We start from the raw sequence: 24,606 nt of genomic DNA on the forward strand, positions 1-24,606 counted from the left end.
TTCGCATCGAAGCCTTGCCAGAGCTCCCTTAACGCCGGGCCCGTCCTGGTTAACGCGCTGTTAACCATGTTTAACGAGGTTGGACGCATCGCAGGAGCGAAGCGTCGATGACCAGACATGTTGCAGTGCTGATGGGCGGCTGGTCCGTCGAGCGCGAGGTCAGCCTCGCCAGCGGCGCGGCCTGCGCGCGGGCGCTGGAGAGCGTCGGCTATCGCGTCACCCGCGTCGACGTGCAGCGCGACGTTGCCGAGGTGCTGGCGAAGCTGAAGCCCGATGTCGCATTCAATGCCCTGCATGGCCGCTTCGGCGAGGACGGCACGATCCAGGGCGTGCTGGAGATCCTGCGCATTCCCTACAGCCATTCCGGCGTGCTGGCCTCGGCGCTGGCGATCCGTAAGGACCGGGCGAAGACGGTGGTGAAGGCGGCCGGAGTGCCGGTCGCGCATGGCGTCAACGTCTCGCGATTCGCCGCCGCCAAGACGCATGCCCTGCCGCCGCCTTACGTGCTCAAGCCGATCGACGAAGGCTCCTCCGTCGGCGTCGTGATCGTGAAGAAGGACAGGGAGCATCCGCCCCAGGAAATCGCCCGGCCGGACTGGCCTTGCGGCGAGATGCTGCTGGCCGAAACCTTCATCGCCGGGCGTGAACTGACCTGTGCCGTGATGGGCGACCGCAGCCTCGGTGTGACCGAAATACAAGCCGCAACCGGCGAGTTTTACGACTACGACGCGAAGTACGCGAAAGGCGGCTCGATCCACATCTGCCCGGCTCAAATTTTACCGAAAATTTACCAGCAGATCGAAGAGTGTGCGTTAACGGCGCATCAAGCAATCGGATGCCGGGGCGTCAGCCGATCTGACTTCCGCTACCACGACGAGAGCGACACGCTCGTCTGGCTGGAGGTCAATACGCAGCCCGGTATGACCGAAACCAGCCTGGTGCCCGAGTTGGCTGCCCATGCGGGCCTGGATTTCGGTGAGCTCGTCAAATGGATGGTGGAGGACGCCTCCCTCGATCGGTGAAAGCGATGACGACGAAGACCGTTGCCATGCCCCGATTCGCGCCTGCCCGGCCGCTCTCCCGGCTCCCGGTCGCGCATGCCGGCCCCCAGCTTCTGGTGGGTGAGCAGCGCCAGGGCCGCTGGATGCGCCGCTCGCGCCGCAGCGCGATCGCCGTGCCGCTGGCCCAGCGCCTGCCGCAGAGCCTCGGCACCTGGCTGGCCCTCGGCTTTCTCACGCTCAGCCTCGGCAGCGGCTTCGTGCTCGGCGGCCACTGGCAGGCCATGCAGGACACTTACGGCGAGCCGCGCCACATGTTCGCGCGGGCGCTCGGCTTCGGCATCGATCGCGTCACCATTTCCGGCCTCTCGGGCCTGTCCGAGCAGGAGGTCCTGGTCGCGGCCGGGATCGATGCCAAAACCTCGCTGGTGTTCTTCGACGCCGACGAGGCCCGCAAGCAGCTCGAGGCGACGCCGCTGATTCGCGAGGCCGCCGTCCGCAAGCTCTACCCGGGCGAGGTCTCGATCCAGCTCACCGAGCGCGAGCCCTACGCGCTCTGGCAGGTAAAGGGCGAGCTCTTCGTGATCGCTGCCGACGGCACGGTGATCGACAAGATGGACGATGGCCGCTTCGCCTACCTCCCGCTCGTCGTCGGCAAGGACGCCAATAACCGCGCGGGCGAGTATCTGGCGCTGCGCAATCAGGCCGGCGCCTTCGCCCAGCACATCCGCGCGGCGACGCTCGTCTCCGGGCGCCGCTGGAACCTGAAGCTCGACAACGGCATGGATGTGCGCTTGCCCGAGACCAAGCCGGAAGCTGCGCTGCAGCGCCTCGTCTCGCTCGAGAGCGATTACCGCATTCTCGAGAAGGACGTGCTCGCCATCGACCTGCGCCAGCCCGACCGGGTGACCATGCGCCTGACCGAAGAAGCGGCCGCAGCCCGCGCCGACCAGCTCAAGAGCAAGGCCAAGAAGAAGGGAGGCGAGGCGTGAACCACGTCACCTCCCAGGGTCTGACCCCGCGCATGCGTCCGCTTTCGTCGCGCAAGAGCGCGACCTTGTCGATTCTCGACATCGGCACCAGCAAGGTCGTCTGCCTGATCGCCGAGCTCAGCCCGGCCGAGACCAACGAGCGGCTGCGCGGGCGCACCCATGTCGCCCGCATCATCGGCATCGGCCACCAGCGCTCGCTCGGCCTGAAGGGCGGCGCGATCGTCGATCTCGAAAGCGCCGAGCGCGCCATCCGTGCGGCCGTGGACGCGGCCGAGCGCATGGCCAAGGTCGAGGTGCAGTCGGTCATCGTCAACCTGACCGGCGGGCGCATCGGCTCGCAGCATTACGCGGCCAGCGTCGACCTGCGCTCCGGCTCGGTCGGCGACGCCGACGTCAAGCGCGTGCTCGCCACCGCCGCGACCCATGCCCTGCGACCCGGCAAGGCCGTGCTCCATGCCCTGCCGACCGGCTATGCGCTGGACGGCGTGCCGGGTGTGCTGGATCCGCGCGGGCTGATCGGCGGCAAGCTCTCGGTCGACATGCATGTCGTCGCCAGCGAGGCTTCCGCCGCGCGCAACGTCATGCTCGCGGTCGAGCGCTGCCATCTCGAGGTCGAGGCGGTGGTCGCGACCCCCTATGCGTCAGGCCTCTCGGTCCTCGTCGACGACGAATCGGAGATGGGCGTCGTGCTCGTCGATCTCGGCGGCGGCTCGACCTCGCTCGGCGTGTTCTCGGGCGGGCATCTCGTCCATGCCGACGCGATCGCGGTCGGCGGCAACCATATCACCATGGACGTGGCGCGCGGCCTCTCGACCCGCGTCTCGGCCGCCGAGCGGCTGAAGACGCTGCACGGCTCCTGCATCGCCAGCGCCTCAGACGAGCGCGACATGATCGCGGTGCCGCAGGTCGACGACGACGAGCGCGACATGCCGAACCATCTCGCCAAGTCGCATCTCGTCAGGATCATCAAGCCGCGGGTCGAGGAAATCCTCGAACTGGTGCGCGACCGGCTGAACAATGCCGGCTTCTCGGCCCAGGCCGGGCGGCGCGTCGTCCTCACCGGCGGCGCCTGCCAACTCACCGGCCTGCCGGAAGTGGCGCGGCGCATCCTCGGCGGCCAGGTCCGCACGGGACGGCCGCTCGGGATCAAGGGCCTGCCGGAAGCGGGCAAGGGCCCGGCCTTCGCGGCGGCGGTCGGCCTGCTGGTCTATCCGCAGGTGGCCCATGTCGAGCATTTCGAGCCGCGCGCGGCGGGCGGGCGCCATTTCGCAACCGGGACGGACGGCTACTTCTCGCGTGTCGGGCGTTGGCTGAAAGACAGTTTCTAGTGAGTACGGCTCGCCCCAGGGCGAGCCACGGCGTCAAACGTAGCAATCGGGACGGCTCCCGCCAGGCGCCGGACAAGGGATCAAAAGAGGCAACCATGGCGATGAATCTGCAAGCCCCGGACATCCGGGAACTGAAGCCCCGGATCACGGTGTTCGGCGTCGGCGGCGCCGGCGGCAATGCGGTCAACAACATGATCGAGGCCGGCCTCGACGGCGTCGATTTCGTCGTCGCCAACACCGACGCGCAGGCTCTCGCCCTGTCGCGCGCCTCCCGCATCGTCCAGATGGGCCTGCAGGTCACCGAGGGTCTCGGCGCCGGCTCGCAGCCGGAAGTCGGGCGCGCGGCGGCCGAAGAGGTCATCGACGAGATCCGTGACCATCTGGCGGGCGCCCACATGGTCTTCATCACCGCCGGCATGGGCGGCGGCACCGGCACCGGCGCGGCCCCTGCGATCGCCCGCGTCGCCCGCGACATGGGCATCCTGACCGTCGGCGTCGTCACCAAGCCGTTCCAGTTCGAGGGACAGCGCCGCATGCGCATGGCGGAGGCCGGCATCGGCGAGCTGAACGAGGCGGTCGACACCCTGATCGTGATCCCGAACCAGAACCTGTTCCGCGTCGCCAACGAGACCACCGGCTTCGCCGACGCCTTCGGCATGGCCGACCAGGTGCTCTACTCGGGCGTCGCCTGCATCACCGACCTGATGGTCCGTCCCGGCCTGATCAACCTCGACTTCGCCGACGTCCGCGCCGTGATGCGCGGCATGGGCAAGGCGATGATGGGCACCGGCGAGGCGCAGGGCGAGAAGCGCGCGCTGACCGCGGCCCAGGCCGCGATCAACAACCCGCTGCTCGACGACGTCTCGATGAAGGGCGCGCGCGGCCTGCTGATCTCGATCACCGGCGGGCGCGACATGAAGCTCTACGAGGTCGACGAGGCCGCCACCCGCATCCGCGAGGAGGTCGATTCCGAGGCCAACATCATCGTCGGCGCCACTTTCGACGAATCGCTGGAAGGCACCGTGCGCGTCTCCGTGGTCGCGACCGGCATCGACAAGCCGATCTCGTCGCAGGTCGAGACCGACGACACCGAGGCCCGCATCGCCCAGGTGGCCGAGCGCCTGAAGGCCGAGGCCCGCCTGCGCAGCAACGCCGCCCTCGCCACCGCCCGCCCGGCCGCGCCGCCCGCGATCGAGACGGCCCGCGTCGCCCCCGCGCCGATGCCGGAGCCTGCCCCGATCGCCCAGGTCGCGCAGGATATCCGCATCGAGCCGGTGCAGCCGCGCCCGGTGATGGCCGCTCCCGCGCCGGAGCCGGTCCACCATGCCGAGCCGACCCTGAATCTCGACGAGAGCTTCATCCCGCCGATGCCGGAGCGTGCGGTCGTCCGCCCGACCCGCATGCCGCGCGTCGAGGACCTGCCGGCTCCCGGCCAGGCCCAGCTCAACGCCCATCGCGGCGCTCAGGCTGCGCCGCAGCCGCCGAGCGCCGTCGAGCAGAAGCGCATGTCGCTGATGCAGCGCCTCGCCTCGGTCGGCTTCGGCGGCCGCAAGGACGACGAGGCCGAGATGGCTCCGGCCCCGGCACCCGCCCGCCAGATGCCGCAGGCTCCGATGCCGCAGGCGGCCGCGCCGAGCGCCGCCCATGCCGAGTACATGCGCCGCCCGGTGCAGCAGCAGCCGGCCTCGCGCCCGGCGCAGGGCCAGCTCGACCCGCATGGCCGCGCCGCGCCTGCTCGCTCCAGCGAGGACGACCATCTCGAGATTCCGGCTTTCCTCCGCCGCCAGGCGAACTGAGAAGGCAGGCCTCTCGCGGCTTTGTAACAAGACCCGCCGCGGTGCTTCCGCGGCGGGTTTTCCATTGTTAGAAAATTTTTATCTTTCAGCGGTTTAAAGGATCCGAACCGTCTGGGCGGCGCTGTAACACAGCGAAAGAAAGCGTGATTTTGAGAGGCGGCTCCAAAAGCTTATCTTGCGGCGCATCAGACGACAGCGCCGCCGGGTCCGTTCCGGTGGCGGCCTTGGAATGACATCGCCGGACCGTGCCACTTCCGCCTGGCGGAGAGCCGGCTGAACCCGGTGATCAGGATTGGATAACCGAATGACCTTCGATCGGCAGACGACCTTGCGGGCAGCCGTGACCCTGACCGGAATCGGCGTTCATTCCGGGGCTCCCGCTAGCATCTGCCTCAAGCCCTCCAGCGCCAATTCGGGCGTCGTCTTCCTGCGGACGGGCATCGAGGGCATGCCGCCCCAGCTCATCCACGCCAAGCACACCAAGGTCAGCGCCACCGAGCTCTGCACCGTGATCGGCGACCGTGGCCCGGCCTCTGTCTCGACGATCGAGCACCTGATGTCGGCCTGCGCCGGCATGGGCCTCGACAACGTGCTGGTCGAGATCGACGGGCCGGAAATGCCGATCATGGACGGCAGCGCCCGCGAGTTCGTCGCCGCCATCGAGGCGACCGGCATGACCACGCTCGCCGCGCCGCGCCGCTATCTCAAGGTCCTCCAGCCGGTCCGCATCGAGCAGGGCCGCGCTTTCGCCGAGCTCGCCCCGGCCGAGCAGGGCTTCCGCCTCGATGTCGAGATCGATTTCGACAGCGTCGTGATCGGCCGCCAGCGCAAGATCTTCGACCTCGACGCGCAGGCCTATGCCAGCGAGATCTCGAAGGCCCGCACCTTCGGCTTCATGCGCGATGTCGAGCAGCTCTGGAAGGCGGGCTTCGCGCAGGGCGCCTCGCTCGACAACACCGTCGCGGTCGGCGAGGACAAGGTCATCAATCCCGAGGGCCTGCGCTACGGCGACGAATTCGTGCGCCACAAGGTGCTCGACGCGATCGGCGACCTCGCGCTCGCCGGCTATCCGATCATCGGCGAGTTCCGCTCCTATTGCGGCGGCCACCGGATGAATGTGCAGATTCTCCAGGCGCTGTTCGCCGACCGCGCGAATTTCGCGATCGTCGAATCCCAGCCGGTCTTCGCGGCGCCGCGCGCCGTGCAGATGGCTGCGGTCGCTCCGGCCGCCTTCGCGCCGGATCTGCACTGACGAGGCCGTTTGCAGACCGCAGCCCCGAGAGCCTGACTGGAAACTCCAGCCTTCATCCTGATGAGCCATTCCGTCGGGAATGGCGTCTCGAAGGATGCTCCAGGAGGCTCTTGAACCATCTCGAGCATCCTTCGAGACGCCGCTTCGCGGCTCCTCAGGATGAGGGCCGAATTTCTAGGCATAGTGTCAGGATGAGGGTTGCGGGCCTTGTCCAACACTCTCACCCACAGCGAGACGCGGCTCCGCCTTCCTATCGCCGGGTTTTTGTCCCAGATGCCGCAGCGATGCGGAATCACGTCATAACCGGTTTTCGGCAGTGGCGCGGGGAAAGCGTCTGAGGTAAGGCATGCTTCCCGGAGGCTGGATCGCCTGCGTCCTATCGGACGCAAACGGACGATCCGGTTCTTGGTTTCAGCATCGGATTATCCCGAAGAGTGACTTCCACTTTTCGGTCCGATGCCTGAGGGACGATCGAAAGAGGACGGACGACGTGAGCGTGACGCGGCAAAGCCTACCGGCAATCCATCGCGGTCCTGCGCCGCGCAAGGGCATCGCCCTCGCGCTGGGGGCCGCCTTGCTGCTCGGCGGCTGCGATACCCTGTCCTCCATCAACCCCTTCGACAAGCCCGAGGTCTACAAGCCGGACCTGACCGAGCCGACCCCTGCGGACAAGCTCTATAACGAGGGCCTCGCCCGCCTGCAGAACGGCGACAGCGAAGGCGCCGCGAAGAAGTTCGAGGATATCGACAAGACCGCGCCGTTCTCGCCCTATGCCCGCAAGGGCCTGCTGATGACGGCCTATACCAATTTCCAGGCCAGCAAATGGGAAGAGGCGATCACCGCCTCCAAGCGCTTCATCGCGCAGAACCCGGCGAGCCCGGACGCGGCCTATGCCCAGTACATCCTGGCGATGTCGTATTACAACCAGATCCCGGACGCGACCCGCGACCAGGAGCGGACGGCCCAGGCGATCCAGGCGCTGGAACAGCTCATCGCCACCTATCCCAAGTCGGAATACGTGCTCGACGCCAAGGAGAAGCTCCTGGTGGCGCGCGACCAGCTCGCCGGCAAGGAGATGAATGTCGGGCGGTTCTATCTGGAGAAGCGCAATTATACCGGCGCGGTGAACCGCTTCCGCGAGGTCATCATCAAGTACCAGACCACGCGCCATGTCGAGGAGGCGCTGATGCGCCTGGCCGAGGCCTATATGGCGCTCGGCATCACCAACGAGGCGCAGACGGCGGCGGCCGTGCTCGGGCACAATTTCCCGGACAGCCCATGGTACAAGGATGCCTATACCCTGCTGCAGAGCGGCGGCCTGGAGCCGCGCGAGGATCGCGGTTCCTATATCAGCCGCGCCTTCCAGGGCTTCTCGCGCACGGTCGGCGGCATCATCGGGATCAACCGCTTCTGACGGCATAGGACGCCCTTTTTCATGATGGGCCACGGGCGATCCTGCCAGATCCGAGAATGGGGTTGAGCGCCGATGCTGGCGCAGCTCTCGATTCGCGACATCGTCCTGATCGACAGGCTCGATCTCGGCTTCCATGAGGGGCTGAGCGTGCTGACGGGCGAGACCGGCGCCGGCAAGTCGATCCTGCTCGACGGCTTCGCGCTGGCGCTCGGCGGGCGCGGCGATGGCTCGCTCGTGCGCCATGGCGAGGCGCAGGGCCAAGTCAGCGCCGTCTTCGACCTGCCGATGCAGCATCCCGCCCGCAAGCTGGCGCAGGCGCAGGAGATCGACACCGACGGCGATCTCATCCTGCGCCGCGTGCAATATGCTGACGGACGCACGCGTGCCTTCATCAACGACCAGCCGGTTTCGGTGCAGATCCTCAGGATGGTCGGCGCCGCGATCGTCGAGATTCACGGCCAGCATGACGACCGCGCCCTGACCGATCCGGCGCAGCACCGCACGATCCTCGATGGTTTCGGCGGGCTAGAGGCGCAGGCCGAGGCGGTCGCCGGTGCGAGCGAGACGTTGAAGCGGGCGCGGCAGGCCCTGCAGTCGCAGCGCCTGCGCGTCGAGGCCGCGCGCAAGGAAGCGGATTTCCTGCGCCATGCCGTCGAAGAACTTGGCAAGCTCGCGCCGCAGGCCGGGGAGGAGGATGCGCTCGCCGCCACCCGCCAGGGCATGATGCAGGCCGAGAAGGTCGCGCGTGATCTCAACGAAGCCTATGAGGCAGTCGGCGGCCAATCCTCGGCCGTGCCGACGCTGGCTGCCGTGCTGCGCCGTCTGGAGCGCCGGGCTGGCCAGGCGCCGGAGCTGGTCGATCCCTCGATCGCCGCGCTCAATACCGCGATCGTCGCGCTGGAAGAGGCCGGCGAGGCGCTGGCCGCCGCGACGCGCGCCGCCGAATATGATCCGCGCGAGCAGGAGCGGATCGAGGAGCGGCTGTTCGCGCTGAGGGCGGCGGGGCGCAAGTACGACGTGCCGGTCGACGGGCTCTCCGTTCTGGCAGCGACGATGGCGAACGATCTCGCCGCGCTGGACGAGAGCGAATCGTCGCTGTCGCGGCTCGAAGCGGAGTTGAGCGAGGCGGAGACGGCCTTCGTCGGGCTGGCGCAGGCCTTGTCCGAGGCGCGGCAGGCGGCAGCGGCGCGGCTCGATGCGGCCGTGAAGGCCGAGTTGCCGCCGCTGAAGCTGGAACGCGCCCGTTTCATCACTCGGATCGACAGCGACGCGAGCGCGCGCGGGCCGGAGGGTTTCGACAAGGTCGAGTTCTGGGTCGAGACCAATCCGGGCACGCGGCCGGGACCGATGATGAAGGTCGCGTCCGGCGGCGAGCTCTCGCGCTTCATGCTGGCGCTCAAGGTGGTACTGGCGGAGCGCGGCTCGGCCCCGACCCTGGTTTTCGACGAGATCGATACCGGCGTCGGCGGCGCCGTGGCCGATGCGATCGGCGAGCGATTGGCGCGGCTCGCGGGCCGCGTTCAGGTGATCTCGGTGACGCATGCGCCGCAGGTCGCGGCCAAGGCCGGGCAGCATTTCCTGATCGCCAAGTCGGCGGAGGAGGGCGAGGCCTCGCGCACCGTGACGCGGGTCACGGCGCTGGAGGACCAGGCGCGGCGTGAGGAGATCGCGCGGATGCTGGCCGGCGCCTCGATCACCGAGGAGGCGCGCGCAGCCGCCGGGCGCCTGCTGCAGGCGGCGGGCTTGCGCGGCTGAAGGTCTTCAGGCCGCGATCAGTTCGTAGCCCGCGCCCTTCTTCACGACCCGCCCGAAGCCCTCGACATGGCCGCCGGAGACGAGCCAGCTCTCGTGCGCGGCGCGCCCCAGGATGCTACGGCGGGAGGCGAGCGCGGTCGCGGCGTCGAAATCATAGACGAAGCCGATATCCGGGTCGGAGGCCTGGAGATCGGAGAGATGCAGCGCATCGCCCCAGAGCAGCAGGCTCTCGCCTTCGCCCTCGATCAGGTAACCGCTATGGCCGAAGGTGTGGCCGGGCAGGGGGATCAGGCTAATGCCCGGATGGGCTTCGCCGGCTGGGACGGCGCGGATACGGCCGGCATAGAGCTTCTTCAAGGTGGCTGTGATGGCGAAGGCGCCGTGCTTCTTCTCGGGCACCCGCGCGCGATTGGCCTCGTCGCCGTAGAAGCCGAAATCGGCTTCGGGCACGACGATCTCCGCATTCGGAAAGAACGGTTTGTCGCCGTCGAACAGGCCGAGCGCGTGGTCGCCGTGGAGATGGGTGATCAGGACGCGGGCGACATCCTCGGCTGCGATACCTGCCGCTGCCATCGAGGCCGGCGCATGGCCCATCGCGGCGCCCCAGGACGGGCCGGTGCCGGCATCGATGAGGGTTATGCCGTCCGGGCCCTTCAGAGCGAAGCAGTTGACGACGATGCTGATCTTGGGCTTGCCCCAGCGTGCGACGGCCTCATCGCGGGCGGCATCGCCATCGGCGTGGATCAGGACATCGAGCGGTGCCTCGAAGACGCCGTCATGCAGGATCGAGATCTCATAGGCGCCGATGCGGCGGGACTGCTGGACCATGGCTGTTCTCCGCTTCGGCATCATGCGCGTTCAGTGAAGCCGGGAAGCTAGTGGCGCCGCCACCTCTCCGGCAAGGCGCGTCCGGCCCGGCTCAGCCCTGCGCGGGGCGCGGGAATGCCGCATTTCCTTTTGTATCGCTTTGCTTTATGAGCCGCTGTCATCCGATGGTGCAGCATGCCCGTTAGATCGCCATATGTCCTTCGGGACGACGGGGGGCGATCTAGCTCTTTGTTTTGGCATCGGATTTGCCGAAAAGTGCATTCTGCCTTTCGGTCCGATGCTCTAGTGCCGCCTGAATCCATCGCTCACGCTTTCGCGCCGTTCCCTCATCGGCGCCGCAACCCTTAGGCCCTTATCGCATGTCGTTTTCCCTCACGAGCCCGCCGCTCGCGCGCGCGCTCGCCGATCGCAATTATTCCGACCCGACGCCGGTGCAGAGCGCCGTCATCGAAGACGCTGCCCGCGGGCGCGACCTGCTGGTCTCCTCGCAGACCGGCTCCGGCAAGACCATCGCCTATGGCCTCGCCATCGGCGAGACCCTGCTGGGCACCGCCGAGAAGCTCGGCCCCGCGGCCGAGCCGCTCGCCCTGATCATCGCGCCGACGCGCGAGTTGGCCTTGCAGGTGCAGCGCGAACTCGCCTGGCTCTATGCCCAGACCGGTGCGCGGGTGATTTCCTGCGTCGGCGGCATGGACCCGCGCCGCGAGGCGATGCTGCTCGACGAGGGCGCGCATATCGTGGTCGGCACGCCCGGCCGCCTGCGCGACCATATCGAGCGCCGTCGCCTCGACGTTTCCGCGCTCAAGGCCGTCGTGCTCGACGAGGCCGACGAGATGCTCGATCTCGGCTTCCGCGACGATCTCGAATTCATCCTGAAGACCGCGCCCGAGAGCCGCCGCAGCCTGCTGTTCTCTGCGACCTTCCCGAAGGCGATCGTGCAGCTCGCCCAGAGCTACCAGCGCGATGCGCTGCGCATCGAGGTGGAAGCGACCCGTCGCGGCCATGCCGATATCGCCTACAAGGCCGTGCGCGTCTTCCCGAAGGAAGCCGAGCTCGCGGTCGTCAACCTGCTGCGCTTCCACAACGCGCCGGTGGCGCTGGTCTTCTGCAACACGCGCAACGCGGTGCGCCATCTCGAGGCGATCCTGCTGGAGCGTGGCTTCACCTCCGTCGCGCTCTCGGGCGAGCTCGGCCAGAACGAGCGCAACGCCGCGTTGCAGGCGCTGCGCGACGGCCGGGCGCGCGTCTGCGTCGCGACCGACGTCGCGGCGCGCGGCATCGACCTGCCGGGGCTCGACCTCGTCATCCATGCCGAATTGCCGAACGATTCCGAGGTGATGCAGCATCGCTCGGGCCGCACCGGCCGCGCCGGCAACAAGGGCACGAGCGTCCTGCTCGTGCCGCAGTCGCGCCGCCGCAAGGCCGAGCGCCTGCTGATGGAAGCCAAGGTCGAGGCCGAGTGGATCGGCCCGCCGACGGAAGAGGAAATCCGCGTTCTCGACCAGGAGCGCCTGCTCTCCGACCCGCTGCTCAACGGCGACGGCTCCGAGGACGATGCCGGCATGATCGAGGCGCTGATGGCCGGCCGCGAGGCGCGCGACATCGCCGCCGCGCTGGTCCGACTCTATCGCGCCCGCCTGCCCGCTGCGGAAGAGGTCGGCGATCCCGGCTTCGGCCGCGACGAGCGCCGCCCCGCTCGTACCAACGAGGATTATGCTGCCAAGCGCCGTCCGTTCGGCGCTGGACGTGACGAGGGCGAGGATGGCGAGCGCCCGCGCAAGCCGGCCGGCCCGCGCGGCGACACCGTCTGGTTCCGCCTCGATATCGGCCGCAAGCAGGGCGCCGATCCGCGCCAGCTCCTGCCGATGCTGTGCCGCCGCGGGCGGATCACGCGCGACGAGGTCGGCGCGATCCGCATCTTCGACCGCGAGACCAAGGTCGAGATCGATGCCGATGTCGCCGATCGCTTCTATGAATCTGTTCGAATTCCGGATCGCGACAAGATCGTGATCGAGCCGACGACCGAGGCCGAGCGCCGCCCGGCGAAGTCCTTCGCAGACAAGGCCGAGCGTCCGGCCGCGCCGCGCAAGAGCTGGGGCGACGATCAGGCCTCGGGCGAGGATCGGGGGCCGCGCAAGCGCTTCCCGCCGCGCGATGGCGACTATCGTGAGCCGCGCGCAGACGATCGCAAGCCCTATCGCGCTGACAGCCGGCCTCCGCGTGACGACGCGCGTCCGCCGCGCCGTGACGACGGCAAGCCCGGCGGCGGCTTCAAGAAGCCGTTCGCGGGGAAGGGCAAGCCTTTCGCCGGCAAACCCGAAGGCGGGCGTCCGGGCGGCCCCAAGCCGTTCGGCAAGGGCAGGCCGCGCAGCGGCCCCCGCGGCTGAGTTTCAGCCTTCAACGAGAAAGCACCGTCATCCCGGACAAGCTGCGCAGCAGCGCCGATCCGGGATCCATCGAAGGCTCACCGCTCTACGATGGATTCCGGGTCCAGCCCGGGATGATGGCGCGTTTTCGCGGACGAATGTTGCACTTCAAGCGCCGCAGCCTGTCGGGCGACGCTCTCGTTCCCTCTCCTCAGCGCAGGCCGAGGAAAGACAGGATCGCGAGTACGACCACGATGAGGCCGATGATATAAATGATGTTGTTCATGAAAAGCCCCCTGACGGAATGGAGCCTTGCGGCTCGATCTGGCAGGGGGTGAACCCGTTTTGGGCGCCAAAGGTTCCCGCTTGGCGCTTGCCGACCTCAGCCCACGACCTTGCGGTAGAGGTGCCAGGTTGCATGACCGAGCACCGGCATGACCACGATCAGGCCGACCAGCATCGGCAGGCAGCCGAGCACCAGCAAGCCGGTCACCATCAGGCCCCAGATCATCATCACGCGCGGGTTGGCCTCGACGGCGGCGATCGAGGTGCGGATCGCGGTCGGCGCGTCGACATGCCGGTCGATGATCAGCGGGAAGGACACGACCGAGATCGAGAAGGCGAGGATCGCCAGCAGGAGCCCGATCGCATTGCCGATCACCATCATGATCCAGCCGTCGCCCGTGGTGAAAACCGCGCGCAGAAAATCGGCGGTCGAGACATCGGCCGGCAGGCCGAGGATGCCGCGATAGAGGAACCAGGCGCTGAACAGCCAGGCGAGGAAGATGCCGGTCAGCATCGCGCCGAGCAGGGCGATCTGCCCGATCGAGGGCGAGCGCAGCACCTCGAAGGCGTGGACCCAGGACGAGTCCATGCCCTTCTCGCGCCGGCGGCTGATCTCGTAGAGCCCGATCGCGGCGAAGGGGCCGAGCAGCGCGAAGCCCGAGAGCAGCGGGAAGAGCAAGGGAAAGATGTTGTAGCTCACGGTGAGCTGCGCCAGCAGGATGCCGGCGACGGGGTAGATCAGGGCGATGAAGACGAGATGGCTCGGCTGTGCCTTGAAATCCTCCCAGCCGTGTAGCAGCGCCTCGGTCAGGTCCCGCGTGGTGATCGTCCTGACGCGCGGCTGCTGGAGCGAAACAATGTCGTGAACTGTGCCGTCGAGATTGGCCATGGCGTGTCTCCCGGTTCTGGCCCGGTTCGCCAATGGCGGGCGACGTGATCCTTGGCGTCAACCGCCTGCGGCGTCGAGCTTCCAATTCCCAGCCCGGCAATCATACGCGCGAATGCCCGATTTGTCGCAGGCATTCGCGCGGATGTGAGTCGCTCGAGGATCATAGCCCTCATCCTGAGGAGCAGCCGAAGGCTGCGTCTCGAAGGATGATTCAGCTATCACCGGAGCCCCCTGAAGCCTCCTTCTGGACGCCGCTTGCGCGGCTCCTCAGGATGAGGGCTGAGGGTGGGTTGAGTGGTGGGGGGTGTCGGTTCCTGCCCTTTCTCGTCACGCGCATCTCGCCTAATGGTTTGCCATGAGCGACGCCGCAGATTCCGCCCCCTCCGAAACGCCGATCGCGGAGCTGACGCCGCGCAAGGCGAAGGCCGAGCACAAGCTGCTCGCGGCCGCGGTACAGGCCGCCAACGACGCCTATTTCCAGGACGACCAGCCGATCATGGACGACGCCGCCTATGACGCGAAGCGTCGCCGGCTCGTCGCACTGGAGGAGGCTTTTCCAGCGCTGAAGCAGGAGAACGACGTCAGCGCCAAGGTCGGCGCCAAGCCTTCCGGCAAGTTCGCCAAGATCCGGCATCGCGTGCCGATGCTCTCGCTCGACAATGCCTTCTCGGACGAGGCCGTCGCCGAGTTCGTGGGACGGGTCTACCGCTTCCTCGGCCGCAAGGAGGAGGACGGCATCGCCTTCACCGCCGAGCCCAAGATCGACGGGCTTTCGCTCTCGCTGCGCTACGAGAAGGGCGAGCTGGTCGCGGCGGCGACGCGCGGCGACGGCGAGGAGGGCGAGGATGTTACCGCTAACGCTCGCACCATCTCCGAAATCCCCAAGACGCTCGCCGGGCCGGATGTGCCTGACATCGCCGAAGTGCGCGGCGAAGTCTATCTGGGGCATGCCGATTTCGCTGGTATCAACGAGCGCCAGCGCGAGAAGGGGCTGCCCGAATTCGCCAATCCGCGCAATGCGGCGGCGGGCTCGCTGCGCCAGCTCGATGTCAGCGTCACCGCATCGCGGCCCTTGCGCTTCTTTGCCTATGCCTGGGGCGAGATGCCGGTGCTGCCGGCGCCGACGCAGTTCGGCGTGGTCGAGGCCTTCCGGCGTTGGGGCTTCCGCACCAACCCGCTGATGAAGCGCTGCGAGAGCGTGGCGGAACTGATCGCGCAATACCGGCTGATCGAGAGCCAGCGCGCGACGCTCGGTTACGATATCGACGGCGTGGTCTACAAGGTCGACGATCTCGCGCTGCAGGCCCGGCTCGGCTTCGTCTCGCGGGCGCCGCGCTGGGCGATCGCGCATAAATTCCCGGCCGAATTGGCGACGACCGTGCTGGAGGCGATCGACATCCAGGTCGGACGCACCGGCGCGCTTTCGCCGGTGGCGCGCCTGAAGCCGGTGACCGTCGGCGGCGTCGTCGTGACCAACGCGACGCTGCATAACGAAGATTACATCCGCGGCTTCGATTCCAGGGGCCTGCCGATCCGCGACGGCACCGATATCCGCATCGGCGACACGGTGACGGTGAAGCGCGCCGGCGATGTCATCCCGCGCGTCGAGGCGGTCGATCTGTCGAAGCGCCCGGCGGATTCGAAGCCCTACGAGTTCCCGACGCTGTGCCCGGCCTGCGGCAGCCATGCGACGCGCGAGCTCAATCCGCGCTCCGGCAAGGAAGACGCCATTCGCCGCTGCACCGGCGGCCTGATCTGTCCGGCGCAGGCGGTCGAGCGGCTCAAGCATTTCGTCTCGCGCGACGCGCTGGATATCGACGGGCTCGGCGACAAGCAGATCGAGTTCTTTCATGGCGATGCCGATCTTCCCGTCAGGGAGCCGGCCGATATCTTCACGCTGGCTGCGCGCGATGCAGCCAATCTCAAGAAGCTGAAGGACAAGGAGGGCTTCGGCGCGGTCAGCGCCAAGAAGCTGTTCGATGCGATCGAGGACCGGCGCACCCCGCCGCTCAATCGCTTCATCTTCGGCCTCGGTATCCGCCATATCGGCGAGACCACGGCGCGCCTGCTGGCGCGGCATTACGGCTCGTTCGAGGCGCTGCGGGCGGCCGGCATCGCGGCTGCCGACGAAGCCTCGCCGGAGCGGCAGGAGCTCGGCGCCATCGACAGCGTCGGCCCGACCGTGGTCGAGGCTCTCGTCGAGTTCTTCGGCGAGCCGCATAACGAGGAGTTGCTCGACCGCCTGCTGGCGCAGGTCTCGCCACAGCCTTTGGAGGCGGTTGCGTCGGCGAGCCCCGTCGCCGGCAAGATCGTGGTCTTCACCGGCGCGCTGGAGCGGATGACCCGCGACGAGGCCAAGGCGATGGCCGAGCGGCTGGGCGCCAAGGTCGCGGGCTCGGTCTCGTCGAAGACCGATCTGCTCGTCGCCGGGCCGGGGGCGGGGTCGAAGCTCAAGGATGCCACCAAGCACGGTGTCGAGGTGATCGACGAGGCCGGGTGGTTCGATCTGGTGGGCGGGTAGGGAACCGTCCATTCCCCCGCTGTCATCCCGGGCGCAGCGAAGCGCAGACCCGGGATCCATTCCGGAACCTTCATCGGGAGCGCTCCGGAATGGATCCCGGATCGGCGCCGCTGCGCGGCTTGTCCGGGATGACGGAGTGGAGAGGGCGGATATTTCTTTCGCGGCCGAACGTGGCTTCCGACTCGAAGCCGGGGATCGCTGCCGGCACGTCGGCAAGGATGCCGCAGGTCCCGACGCGGCCCATCTCACGCCTCATCGCCTTCGGCAGATTCATGAGTGAGTCTGCGCAGGCGCGACTGCGCACGCGCTCTGACGCTATGTGAACCCTCATCCTGAGGAGCTGCGCCAGCGGCGTCTCGAAGGACGCTCCAGGTTCCGGAGACAGCTGGAGCGCCCTTCGAGACGGCCCTTCGGGCCTCCTCAGGACGAGGGCTGCGGAAATCGGAGCGGCTTCTGATCTCAAGACCGATCGGGCGCGTGATGCGCCCGATCACTTTTCTTCAAGACAGCTCGGCAGGCTTCTGCGCTATCCTTGGGCATGCAGTCGATCTCGCAGGAACAGGCCTTGCTGGAGACCCCGCTCAGGGCGGGGGAGAGCGCGCATCTGTTCGCCGCGCGCCGCTTCGACGGGCTCGAATTCCTCGCGGCGACCTTCCGCACCCACGCCTATGCCCCGCATGCCCATGACACCTATGCGATCGGCACGATCGAGATGGGTTGCGAAGTCTGGCATGCGCGCGGGCAGAAGCTCTATGCCGGCCCCGGCGACATCGTGATGAACCACCCGCTCGACGTCCATGACGGCGCGCCGAGCGAGGGCGGCTATCGCTACCGGATGAGCTATCCTTCCGTCGAACTGATGCAGGAGATCGCGGCGTCGCTGACGGGCGGCGAGGCAGTCGGCACGCCGTTCTTCCGCGATCCCGTCGTGCAGGACCCGGCCGGTGCCGCGCTGTTCAGCGTTGCGCATCGCCTGCTGGAAGAAGGCATCGACGCGCTGGCGGGCGAGGAGGCGCTGCTGCGCGCCTATGCCCATATGCTGGCGCGCCATGCCGACCTCTCGGTGCGAGCGGTCGGGCGCGAGGACGGGCCGGTGGCGCGCACGCGCCGGGCGATCGAGGCACGCTACGAGGAAGACCTCTCGCTGGCCGATCTCGCGGCGCTGGCCGGTTTGCCGCGCCACCACCTGATCCGGGCCTTCCGGCGCGAGACCGGGCTGACGCCGCATGCCTATCTCATCGACGTGCGCGTGCGGCGGGCGCGCGAGCGATTGCGGCGCGGCGAGAGCCTGGGCGAGGTCGCAGCTGCGACGGGCTTCTGCGACCAGCCGCATCTGACGCGGGCCTTCAAGGCGCGGCTCGGGGTGACGCCCGGCGCCTTCCGCGCGGCGCATGCCGGCTGAAACAGCTTTCAAGAGAACCGGAACTCCATGTCGACGATGCGTGACGACATCAGGCGCGGCCTGAACGATATCTGGCCGGCTGCCGTGGCGGCGGCGCCGATCGGCCTGCTCTTCGGTGCGGTCGCGGCCAGCAAGGGGCTCTCGCCCCTGGAAGTCTTCCTGATGAGCATCATGGTCTTTGCCGGCGGGGCGCAGTTCGCCGCGATCGAGCTCTGGGCGAGCCCGGCGCCGGTCGCCGCGCTGGTGTTCTCGACGCTGCTCATCAACGCGCGCCATGTGCTGATGGGCGCCTCGCTCGCGCCGAAGCTCCAGGGCTTCAGCCGCTGGCAGAAATTCCTCGGCCTCTACTACATGGCCGACGAGAACTGGGCGCTGGCCGAGAAGCGCGCCCGCACGCACCGCCTGACGCCGGCCTACTGGTTCGCGATGGTCATCCCCTTCGTTGCGGGCTGGCTGATCAACTCGACGCTCGGCGCGATGATCGGCGCGGTGCTCGGCGATCCCAAGCGGCTCGGTGCCGATTTCGCCTTCACGGCGCTGTTCATCGCGCTCGTCGCCGCCTTCTGGAAGGGGCGGGTGACGTTCTGGACGGTCGTGGCTGCCGGCATCGCCTCGGCCGTGACCTATCGATTGGCGGGGCCGCCCTGGCATGTCGCGGCGGGGGCGCTCTGCGGATTGCTGGCGGCCTGGCTCGCGGCGGGTAGCGAAGAGCAGCCGGTCACCGAGGAGGCCAAGGCGTGAGCGTCGATCCGATCAATCTCCTCGCCTTCCTCGGCATGGCGATCGTGACCTATTTCACGCGCGTTGCCGGGCTCGCTCTGGCCGGGCGGCTCAGCCTCTCGCCGCGGGCGCAGGCCGCCTTCGACGCGATCCCGCCCGCCGTGCTGATCGCGGTGATCGCGCCGAGCGCGCTCGCGACCGGCTGGGCCGAGACGGCCGCCGCGGCGGTCACGGCGCTCGCGGCGACGCGGCTGCCCTTGCTGGGCGTGGTTGCGGTTGGCGTGGTTGCGGTGGTCGGGTTCAGGATGGTGATGTGACCACATCTGTCCCGGCCTTGATGGGAGGGGCGCGGGGAACCCTCTCCCGGAGGGAGAGGGCAGGGTGAGGGGTAGGTCCCTCACCGCATTTCTGTGAGATGGTCGCTGCGCGGCGGTGAGGCAAAGTTCCGCTGGTCCAGGGGCCTACACCTCACCCCTGCCCCTCTCCTTACAGGAGAGGGGTTCCTCACGCTCTTCACAAAGCCCGGCAGGCCTGCTCCAACCAGGCCTTCGCCTCGCCCTCGACCTGCGGCGCAAGCTTCTCCCAGACCTTGGCGTGATAGGAGTCGATCCAGGCGATCTCGCCGGCATCGAGCATGTCCTTCTCGATCAGGGCGCGCTCATAGGGGCACCAGGTGATCGTCTCGAAGCCGTAGATCGTCCGCTCGGCGCCGGGTATCTGACGCTCCTCGACGACGATCAGGTTCTCGATGCGGATGCCGTATTCGCCTTCCTTGTAGTAGCCGGGCTCGTTGGAGAGGATCATGCCCGGCTCCAATGGCGTGGTGCCGAGCTTGGAGAGGCGCTGCGGCCCCTCATGCACCGAGAGATAGCTGCCGACGCCATGGCCGGTGCCATGGTCGAAATCAAAGCCGCCCTGCCAGAGCGGAAGCCGGGCGAAGGCATCGAGCTGCGCGCCCGAGGTGCCCTTGACGAAGACCAGCCGCGAGATCGCGACATGGCCCTTGAGCACGCGGGTATAGCGGTCGCGCATCTCGGCCGTGGCTAAGCCGATCACCATGGTGCGGGTGATGTCGGTGGTGCCGTCCTCATACTGGCCGCCTGAATCGACCAGGAAGATGCCGGGCTCCAGCCTGCGGTTGCTCGCCTCGCTGACGCGGTAGTGCGGCAGCGCGGCATTGGGGCCGGCGCCGGCGATGGTGGTGAAGGAGACGTCCTTGAGCAGGCCGGTCCCGAGTCGCTCGGCCTCGAGAGCGGCGACGGCATCGATCTCGGTCAGGCCGCCCTTAGGCGCCTCGCGGGCGAGCCAGGCGAGGTAGCGCGCCATGACGGCGCCGTCGCGCAGATGGGCATTGCGGGCGCCTTCGAGCTCGGCTGCGTTCTTGCGCGCCTTCATCAGCGCGATCGGGTCGGTGCCGGCATCGGGCGTGCCGCCGGCCTCGCGGATCAGGGTCGCCAGTGCGGAAGCGGCGGTGGTCGAGTCGAGCCGGACCTTGGCCCTGGCGGCGCCGAGCCTGGCGATCTGCCTGTCGAGATCGGCCGGCGGGGCGATCTCGCCGACCGCGCCGATCGCATCGCCGGCCTCGTTGGTGACCTTCTCCGGCGCGAGGAAGACGGTCGGCCGGCCCTCGCGCGGGACAATGGAATAGCCGAGCGGCAGCGGCGTGTGCTCGACATCGCCGCCGCGAATGTTGAAGACCCAGGCGAGCGCATGCGGATCGGAGACGACGAGCGCGTCGACCTTGGCCTCGGCCAGCGCCTTCTGGATGCGGACGAGCTTCGCGGCGCTGTCCTCGCCGGCAAAGGCGGCCGGATGCGCCTTGACCGGCGCGGTCGGCGGGGCCGGCCGGTCGCTCCAGAGTGCGTCGATCGGATTAGCCTTGAGGGCGACGAGGCTGCCGCCGGCGGCGGCCACAGCCTTTTCGAGGCGGGCGAGCCCATCGACCGTATGCAGCCAGGGATCGTAGCCGAGCTTGCCGCCGGCCGGCAGGTTCTGCTCGATCCAGCGCTCCAATGGCGTCTCCTCCATGCGGACCGGCGTGACGACCTTGGTGTCGGTCTGCTCGGCCGACTGGATGGTGTAGCGGCCGTCGACGATCAGCGCGGTCTTGTCGGCCAGCACGACGGCGTTGCCGGCCGAGCCGGTGAAGCCGGTCAGCCAGGCCAGGCGGGCCATATGCGCCGGGACATACTCGCCCTGGTGCTCGTCGGCGCGCGGGACGATGAAGCCGTCGAGACCCTGAGCGGCCAGTGCCTTGCGCAGGGCGGCGACGCGGCCGGCGACCAGCTTCGGATCGCTCGGCTCGGAGAAAGACTGGAAACGGCAGGTCGGCAGGGTCGAATCGGTCATGGCGAGGTCCGGCTGAAGTCTTGGCATCGTCGCCTCGCGTCGCTGAAAGTGCCAGTGCAAAAGCGTCGGCGCGGTGCTGCCCATTCGGTGGGACGGTGCTGCCTTCAGGCTCCGCATTGTGCCGATTGGTTATGCAATCTACGCAAACATTAAAGGATATGGACAGATCGCATGCGTTTTGTGCATATCTTGCATATGCGAACATATCTTCTCGCAAGTGCGAAATGACCCCACTTTGGTCGCATAAGAGAACGAGGAAGCGACCGGGACTGTCCTTCGTTTTTCGGAGATGGACCCATGACCTATGTGTTGAACAATGCCGACGTGCTGCCCGTTGCCGTGGTAGCCGAGACCAAGGCCGACCGGCCGGGCCTGATGCAGCGGATCTTCGCCGCACTGCTGGAAAGCCGGATGCGTTCCGCAACCCGCGAACTGCGCGCCCGCAACCTCCTCGTCAACGAGGCTGAGATCGTCCTGGGCGGCTTCCCGTCCGCGACGCTGTCGAGCGACGTCTCCCTGCCTTTCAACCGCTGAATTCACGCCGCCGCGGCCCTGAGCCGCGCAGCCGACTACCCCTGAGGATCTTCACCATGATCGCCGTCATCAAGCACATCTACGAACAGATCGCCGACGCTGCGAAGTTCACCGCCGCCGTCTGGCACGATGCCCGCAGCCTGCAGGCCGATGCCGAGAAGAAGTACGGCTATATCGGCTTCTGAGCGGTAACGCGTAACGACCTCGCGCTTCCCTTGGGAGCGCCGGAGGTCAGGCAAGGCGGCGTGGCCTCGGGGCTGCGCCGCCTTTTTTCATGACCAGCGTCGCCCAGCCTTCGCGCAGCGAATGGCTGGCGAGATAGACGCCCTGATGCCGGTAGGCCGAGACCACGCCGGCAACGTCCATCGCCAGCAGGCCGGACAGGATCAGCGTGCCGTTCGACGAGAGCACGCGCGCGATCGACGGGGCCAGCCGCTTCAGCGGGCCGGCCAGGATATTGGCGAAGACGAAGTCGAAATGGCCGGGGTGCCAGGCCTTGGCATGGCGCAGGCCGGGCGCGACATAGAGATCGAGCGCGTTCGGCGCATGGTTGAGCCGGGCGTTATGGGCGGAGACCTCGATGGCGACCGCGTCGATATCGCCGGCGACGACCTTGCGCTTGATCTGCTTGGCGAGCGCCAGCCCCAAAATGCCGGTGCCGGTGCCGATATCGATGCCGTGGCGCGGGCGGCGCTTCTTCAGCTCGGCATCGAGCGCGAGCAGGCAGCCGGCAGTCGTACCGTGATGGCCGGTGCCGAAGGCGAGCGCGGCTTCGATCTCGATCGCGACATCGTTGGTGCGGACGACGTGCCGGTCATGCGCGCCATGGACGAGGACCCGACCGGCGCGGACGGGCTTCAGCCCGTCGAGGCTGTTGGCGACCCAGTCCTTGGTGTTGACGGTGGTGAAGGGCGTGTTGTCGACGAGCTCGCCGACGATCGGGCGCAGCAGGTCGCGCACCGCTTCCTCGTCCGGCGGGTTGGCGAAATAGATCTCGACCTTCCAGGGGATATTCATCGAGAGCGTGGTGATGCCGTCCTCGACCTCGAAGGCGGAGATCGCCGTCTCGGTGGGATCGAAAATCTCGCCGAGCAATTCGGTGAGGGCCCGGGCCTGTTCGCCCGAGGTGGAGAGTTCGAGGACGGTCGCGACCGTCGCTGGCAGGAGGCCTTCGCGCATGCGCTGGCCTTAGCAGCGCGCGGGAAGGTTGTCATGCGGACTGTCCCGCCTTCGATCGTGCCGCGCGTGCCTCATTGAAAGAGAGAGCTCAGATAGTGCGGGGAACCCTCTCCCGGAGGGAGAGGGCAGGGTGAGGGGTCGGCCGTTGGACGCTCTAGCTGTAACCCGACCGCAGCAGTGGCGAGGGCGTGCCTCACTGGTCCAGGGGCCTACACCTCACCCCTACCCCTCTCCTTACAGGAGAGGGGTTCCCGCGCCTTTTCCTTGAATCCTCAGTTACGCGTGCTGCGCGTTGAGCCCGGCGAAGACCTGGCCGAAACTGCCGGTCGCTTCGGCGAAGCGCAGCGGCTTGCAGCGTTCGACGATGACCTCGCCGGCCTCAGGCCGGGTTTCGAGGATCGTCATCACCTCGCTGGTGAAATCGGCGAGCGGCATCGCGGCCGGGTCGACCGCCTGATGCGGGCCGAGCAGTTCGGTCTGGACATAGGGCGGGGCGATCTCGATGACCTCGACAGACGTGTCCTTGAGCTGCTCGCGCAGGCCGATCGACCAGGAATGGATCGCGGCCTTGGTCGCGCTGTAGGTCGGGGTCGCAGCCAGCGGCACGAAGGCGAGGCCGGACGAGACGGTCAGGACCGTTGCCTGCGGCTGCTTCAGGAGATGCGGCAGCAGCGCGGTCGTCAGGCGGATCGGGCCGAGCAGGTTGGTCGCGATCGTCTCCTCGGCGATGGCGAGATTGTCGGCGGCCGGCACGTTCTCCGGCTTCATGATGCCGGCATTGTTGATGACGGCGTTGAGCTGCGGGAAGCGCGCGACGGCCTGCCGGGCGAAGGCCGCGATATCGGCCTCGTCCTGGATGTCGAGCAGCATCGATTCCATGCCGGGATTGGCAGTGGTGACCGCATCGAGCACGGCTTCGCGGCGCCCGGCGACGATGATCGTGTTGCCCTTGGCGTGCAGCGCCTCGGCCAGCGCCCGGCCGATGCCCGAGCCGCCGCCGGTGATGAGGATGGTGTTTCCGGAAATCTTCATGGCAAAGCCCTCTCGTGGTTGCACGAGACGAGATGGCGGCCATACTCTTCAATGGAAAGAAGGCGCTTGAAAGTGCCATACGCACCAAAAGGAGAGTGTCCGATGCAGGCGATCCGGACCGCCATGGCGGCGATGCATCAGCGCAGCGAGGCGATCCCGCCGGTCAGCCCGGCGGTGGAATCGCTGGTGCGGCAGGTCATCGCGCAGATCGCCGACAAGTGGACCATGCTGGTGCTGGAGGCGCTGGAGGAACGCGGCACGCTGCGCTTCACCGAAATCGGCCGGATCGTCGGCGGCATCAGCCAGAAGATGCTGACCAAGACGCTGCGCGAGATGGAGCGCGACGGGCTGGTCGTCCGCACCGTTCATCCGGTGATCCCGCCGCATGTCGACTACACGCTGACGGAGCTGGGCCGCGAGCTCAGCGCCGCCTTCTGCGGGGTCTGGACCTGGGCCGAGACCTATTACGGAGAGGTGCAGGCAGCCCGGAAGGCCTTTCGCGAGCGGGAAGGCGGGGCTTGAGGGCTCAGAGGTCCTTGGTCAGGTAGATTCGTGTCGCGCCCGGCGGCTTCGGGGCGATCTCGCCGAAGACCTGCCAGCCGAGCTTCCTGTAGAACTCGGGTGCCTGGAAGCTGATGGTGAAGAGCACGGCCTTGCTGCAGCCGCGCCGGCGCCCTTCCTCCTCGGCCATGGCGAGGATACGGCTGCCGATGCCGGTGCCGCGCAGGCTCTTCGGGAGATAGACGGTATCGATGAAGAGCAGGCCGAGCGAGGTGCGGCCCGCCAGCCCGCCGATCGGCTTGCCCGTCTCGGGATCGTTGATGCGGATCTGCAGTTCCTGGCGATCATGCCGGCCGATCGCGGCGTCGTTATAGTCCTTCAGGCCTTCGCCGAGCAGCTTGCGAAAGGCGTCGTCTTCGGCGTCGGTGAGCGTGATCTCGGGAGGCATGGTCGTTTGAAGGCAGT

Annotated in this window: 22 protein-coding genes; 15 read left to right on the forward strand and 7 right to left on the reverse strand. The window is 67.8% G+C overall.

What is annotated here, in order from left to right; all coding sequences use genetic code 11:
• Positions 1–107 precede the first annotated feature (107 nt).
• The 7 genes from OCUBac02_RS09665 (at position 108) to recN (ending at position 9,535) form a co-directional block, all read left to right on the forward strand.
• Positions 108–1,022 (forward strand): D-alanine--D-alanine ligase, encoded by a 915-nt coding sequence (locus tag OCUBac02_RS09665; protein ID WP_047582422.1) that lies wholly within the window; start codon positions 108–110, stop codon positions 1,020–1,022.
• Between the two features lie 5 nt (positions 1,023–1,027).
• Entirely contained in the window at positions 1,028–1,990 is a 963-nt protein-coding gene (locus tag OCUBac02_RS09670) for a cell division protein FtsQ/DivIB (RefSeq protein WP_244639145.1), read from the forward strand.
• Positions 1,991–2,022: 32 nt separating this feature from the next.
• Complete coding sequence (gene ftsA / locus OCUBac02_RS09675; RefSeq protein WP_173049472.1) at positions 2,023–3,318, forward strand: cell division protein FtsA; 1,296 nt, start codon at positions 2,023–2,025, stop codon at positions 3,316–3,318.
• Positions 3,319–3,413: 95 nt separating this feature from the next.
• Entirely contained in the window at positions 3,414–5,114 is a 1,701-nt protein-coding gene (gene ftsZ, locus OCUBac02_RS09680; RefSeq protein WP_173045232.1) for a cell division protein FtsZ, read from the forward strand.
• 304 nt (positions 5,115–5,418) lie between these two features.
• Positions 5,419–6,366: a UDP-3-O-acyl-N-acetylglucosamine deacetylase gene (gene lpxC, locus OCUBac02_RS09685; RefSeq protein ID WP_173045234.1), complete on the forward strand. Its 948-nt coding sequence runs from the start codon at positions 5,419–5,421 to the stop codon at positions 6,364–6,366.
• Positions 6,367–6,886: 520 nt separating this feature from the next.
• Positions 6,887–7,780, forward strand: a complete 894-nt coding sequence (locus tag OCUBac02_RS09690; protein WP_047578956.1) for an outer membrane protein assembly factor BamD — start codon at positions 6,887–6,889, stop codon at positions 7,778–7,780.
• A 72-nt stretch (positions 7,781–7,852) separates the two neighbouring features.
• A complete protein-coding gene (gene recN, locus OCUBac02_RS09695) occupies positions 7,853–9,535 on the forward strand; it encodes a DNA repair protein RecN (RefSeq protein WP_173045236.1) in 1,683 nt (560 codons plus the stop codon).
• A gap of 6 nt (positions 9,536–9,541) precedes the next feature.
• Here recN and aidB read toward each other — a convergent pair whose 3' ends face one another.
• Complete coding sequence (gene aidB / locus OCUBac02_RS09700) at positions 9,542–10,363, reverse strand: AidB family quorum-quenching N-acyl homoserine lactonase (protein WP_173045238.1); 822 nt, start codon at positions 10,361–10,363, stop codon at positions 9,542–9,544.
• A 359-nt stretch (positions 10,364–10,722) separates the two neighbouring features.
• Here aidB and OCUBac02_RS09705 point away from each other — a divergent pair, with 359 nt between their 5' ends.
• Entirely contained in the window at positions 10,723–12,750 is a 2,028-nt protein-coding gene (locus OCUBac02_RS09705) for a DEAD/DEAH box helicase (RefSeq protein WP_173045240.1), read from the forward strand.
• Between the two features lie 361 nt (positions 12,751–13,111).
• On the opposite strand, the gene OCUBac02_RS09710 is transcribed toward OCUBac02_RS09705, so the two are convergent.
• Complete coding sequence (locus OCUBac02_RS09710; protein ID WP_173045242.1) at positions 13,112–13,903, reverse strand: DUF2189 domain-containing protein; 792 nt, start codon at positions 13,901–13,903, stop codon at positions 13,112–13,114.
• 355 nt (positions 13,904–14,258) lie between these two features.
• Between OCUBac02_RS09710 and ligA the strand changes: the two genes are divergently transcribed.
• Positions 14,259–16,424, forward strand: coding sequence for an NAD-dependent DNA ligase LigA (ligA, locus tag OCUBac02_RS09715; protein WP_173045244.1), 2,166 nt, complete (start codon positions 14,259–14,261; stop codon positions 16,422–16,424).
• A 70-nt stretch (positions 16,425–16,494) separates the two neighbouring features.
• Here ligA and OCUBac02_RS09720 read toward each other — a convergent pair whose 3' ends face one another.
• Positions 16,495–16,668 carry a hypothetical protein gene (locus tag OCUBac02_RS09720; RefSeq protein ID WP_173045246.1) on the reverse strand — a complete coding sequence of 58 codons (174 nt, stop codon included), beginning with the start codon at positions 16,666–16,668 and terminating at the stop codon, positions 16,495–16,497.
• Between the two features lie 294 nt (positions 16,669–16,962).
• Here OCUBac02_RS09720 and OCUBac02_RS09725 point away from each other — a divergent pair, with 294 nt between their 5' ends.
• Genes OCUBac02_RS09725 through OCUBac02_RS09735 form a run of 3 tightly spaced genes read left to right on the forward strand, consistent with a single transcriptional unit; the run spans position 16,963 to position 18,863 of the window.
• Complete coding sequence (locus tag OCUBac02_RS09725; protein WP_173045248.1) at positions 16,963–17,826, forward strand: AraC family transcriptional regulator; 864 nt, start codon at positions 16,963–16,965, stop codon at positions 17,824–17,826.
• Between the two features lie 27 nt (positions 17,827–17,853).
• On the forward strand, positions 17,854–18,567 hold the full coding sequence (locus OCUBac02_RS09730; RefSeq protein ID WP_173045250.1) for an AzlC family ABC transporter permease: 714 nt from the start codon (positions 17,854–17,856) through the stop codon (positions 18,565–18,567).
• Positions 18,564–18,863 carry an AzlD family protein gene (locus tag OCUBac02_RS09735; RefSeq protein WP_173045252.1) on the forward strand — a complete coding sequence of 100 codons (300 nt, stop codon included), beginning with the start codon at positions 18,564–18,566 and terminating at the stop codon, positions 18,861–18,863. Before OCUBac02_RS09730 ends, OCUBac02_RS09735 begins: the two co-directional genes overlap by 4 nt.
• Positions 18,864–19,059: 196 nt before the next feature.
• Here the strand turns inward: OCUBac02_RS09735 and OCUBac02_RS09740 are convergent, their stop codons facing one another.
• Positions 19,060–20,895 carry an aminopeptidase P family protein gene (locus OCUBac02_RS09740; protein WP_173045253.1) on the reverse strand — a complete coding sequence of 612 codons (1,836 nt, stop codon included), beginning with the start codon at positions 20,893–20,895 and terminating at the stop codon, positions 19,060–19,062.
• Between the two features lie 297 nt (positions 20,896–21,192).
• Here OCUBac02_RS09740 and OCUBac02_RS09745 point away from each other — a divergent pair, with 297 nt between their 5' ends.
• Together OCUBac02_RS09745 and OCUBac02_RS27495 are read left to right on the forward strand one after the other, a co-directional pair.
• Complete coding sequence (locus OCUBac02_RS09745) at positions 21,193–21,429, forward strand: hypothetical protein (protein WP_047576443.1); 237 nt, start codon at positions 21,193–21,195, stop codon at positions 21,427–21,429.
• Between the two features lie 56 nt (positions 21,430–21,485).
• Positions 21,486–21,614 (forward strand): hypothetical protein, encoded by a 129-nt coding sequence (locus OCUBac02_RS27495; RefSeq protein WP_280528853.1) that lies wholly within the window; start codon positions 21,486–21,488, stop codon positions 21,612–21,614.
• Positions 21,615–21,660: 46 nt separating this feature from the next.
• Here the strand turns inward: OCUBac02_RS27495 and OCUBac02_RS09750 are convergent, their stop codons facing one another.
• On the reverse strand, positions 21,661–22,608 hold the full coding sequence (locus tag OCUBac02_RS09750) for a 50S ribosomal protein L11 methyltransferase (RefSeq protein WP_173045255.1): 948 nt from the start codon (positions 22,606–22,608) through the stop codon (positions 21,661–21,663).
• A 276-nt stretch (positions 22,609–22,884) separates the two neighbouring features.
• Positions 22,885–23,640 (reverse strand): SDR family oxidoreductase, encoded by a 756-nt coding sequence (locus OCUBac02_RS09755; RefSeq protein WP_173045257.1) that lies wholly within the window; start codon positions 23,638–23,640, stop codon positions 22,885–22,887.
• A gap of 102 nt (positions 23,641–23,742) precedes the next feature.
• Between OCUBac02_RS09755 and OCUBac02_RS09760 the strand changes: the two genes are divergently transcribed.
• On the forward strand, positions 23,743–24,162 hold the full coding sequence (locus OCUBac02_RS09760) for a winged helix-turn-helix transcriptional regulator (RefSeq protein WP_047576449.1): 420 nt from the start codon (positions 23,743–23,745) through the stop codon (positions 24,160–24,162).
• A 4-nt stretch (positions 24,163–24,166) separates the two neighbouring features.
• On the opposite strand, the gene OCUBac02_RS09765 is transcribed toward OCUBac02_RS09760, so the two are convergent.
• On the reverse strand, positions 24,167–24,589 hold the full coding sequence (locus OCUBac02_RS09765) for a GNAT family N-acetyltransferase (protein WP_173045259.1): 423 nt from the start codon (positions 24,587–24,589) through the stop codon (positions 24,167–24,169).
• Between the last annotated feature and the right edge of the window lie 17 nt (positions 24,590–24,606).

It is taken from the genome of Bosea sp. ANAM02 (genome assembly GCF_011764485.1).
Classification (GTDB): Bacteria; Pseudomonadota; Alphaproteobacteria; order Rhizobiales; family Beijerinckiaceae; genus Allobosea.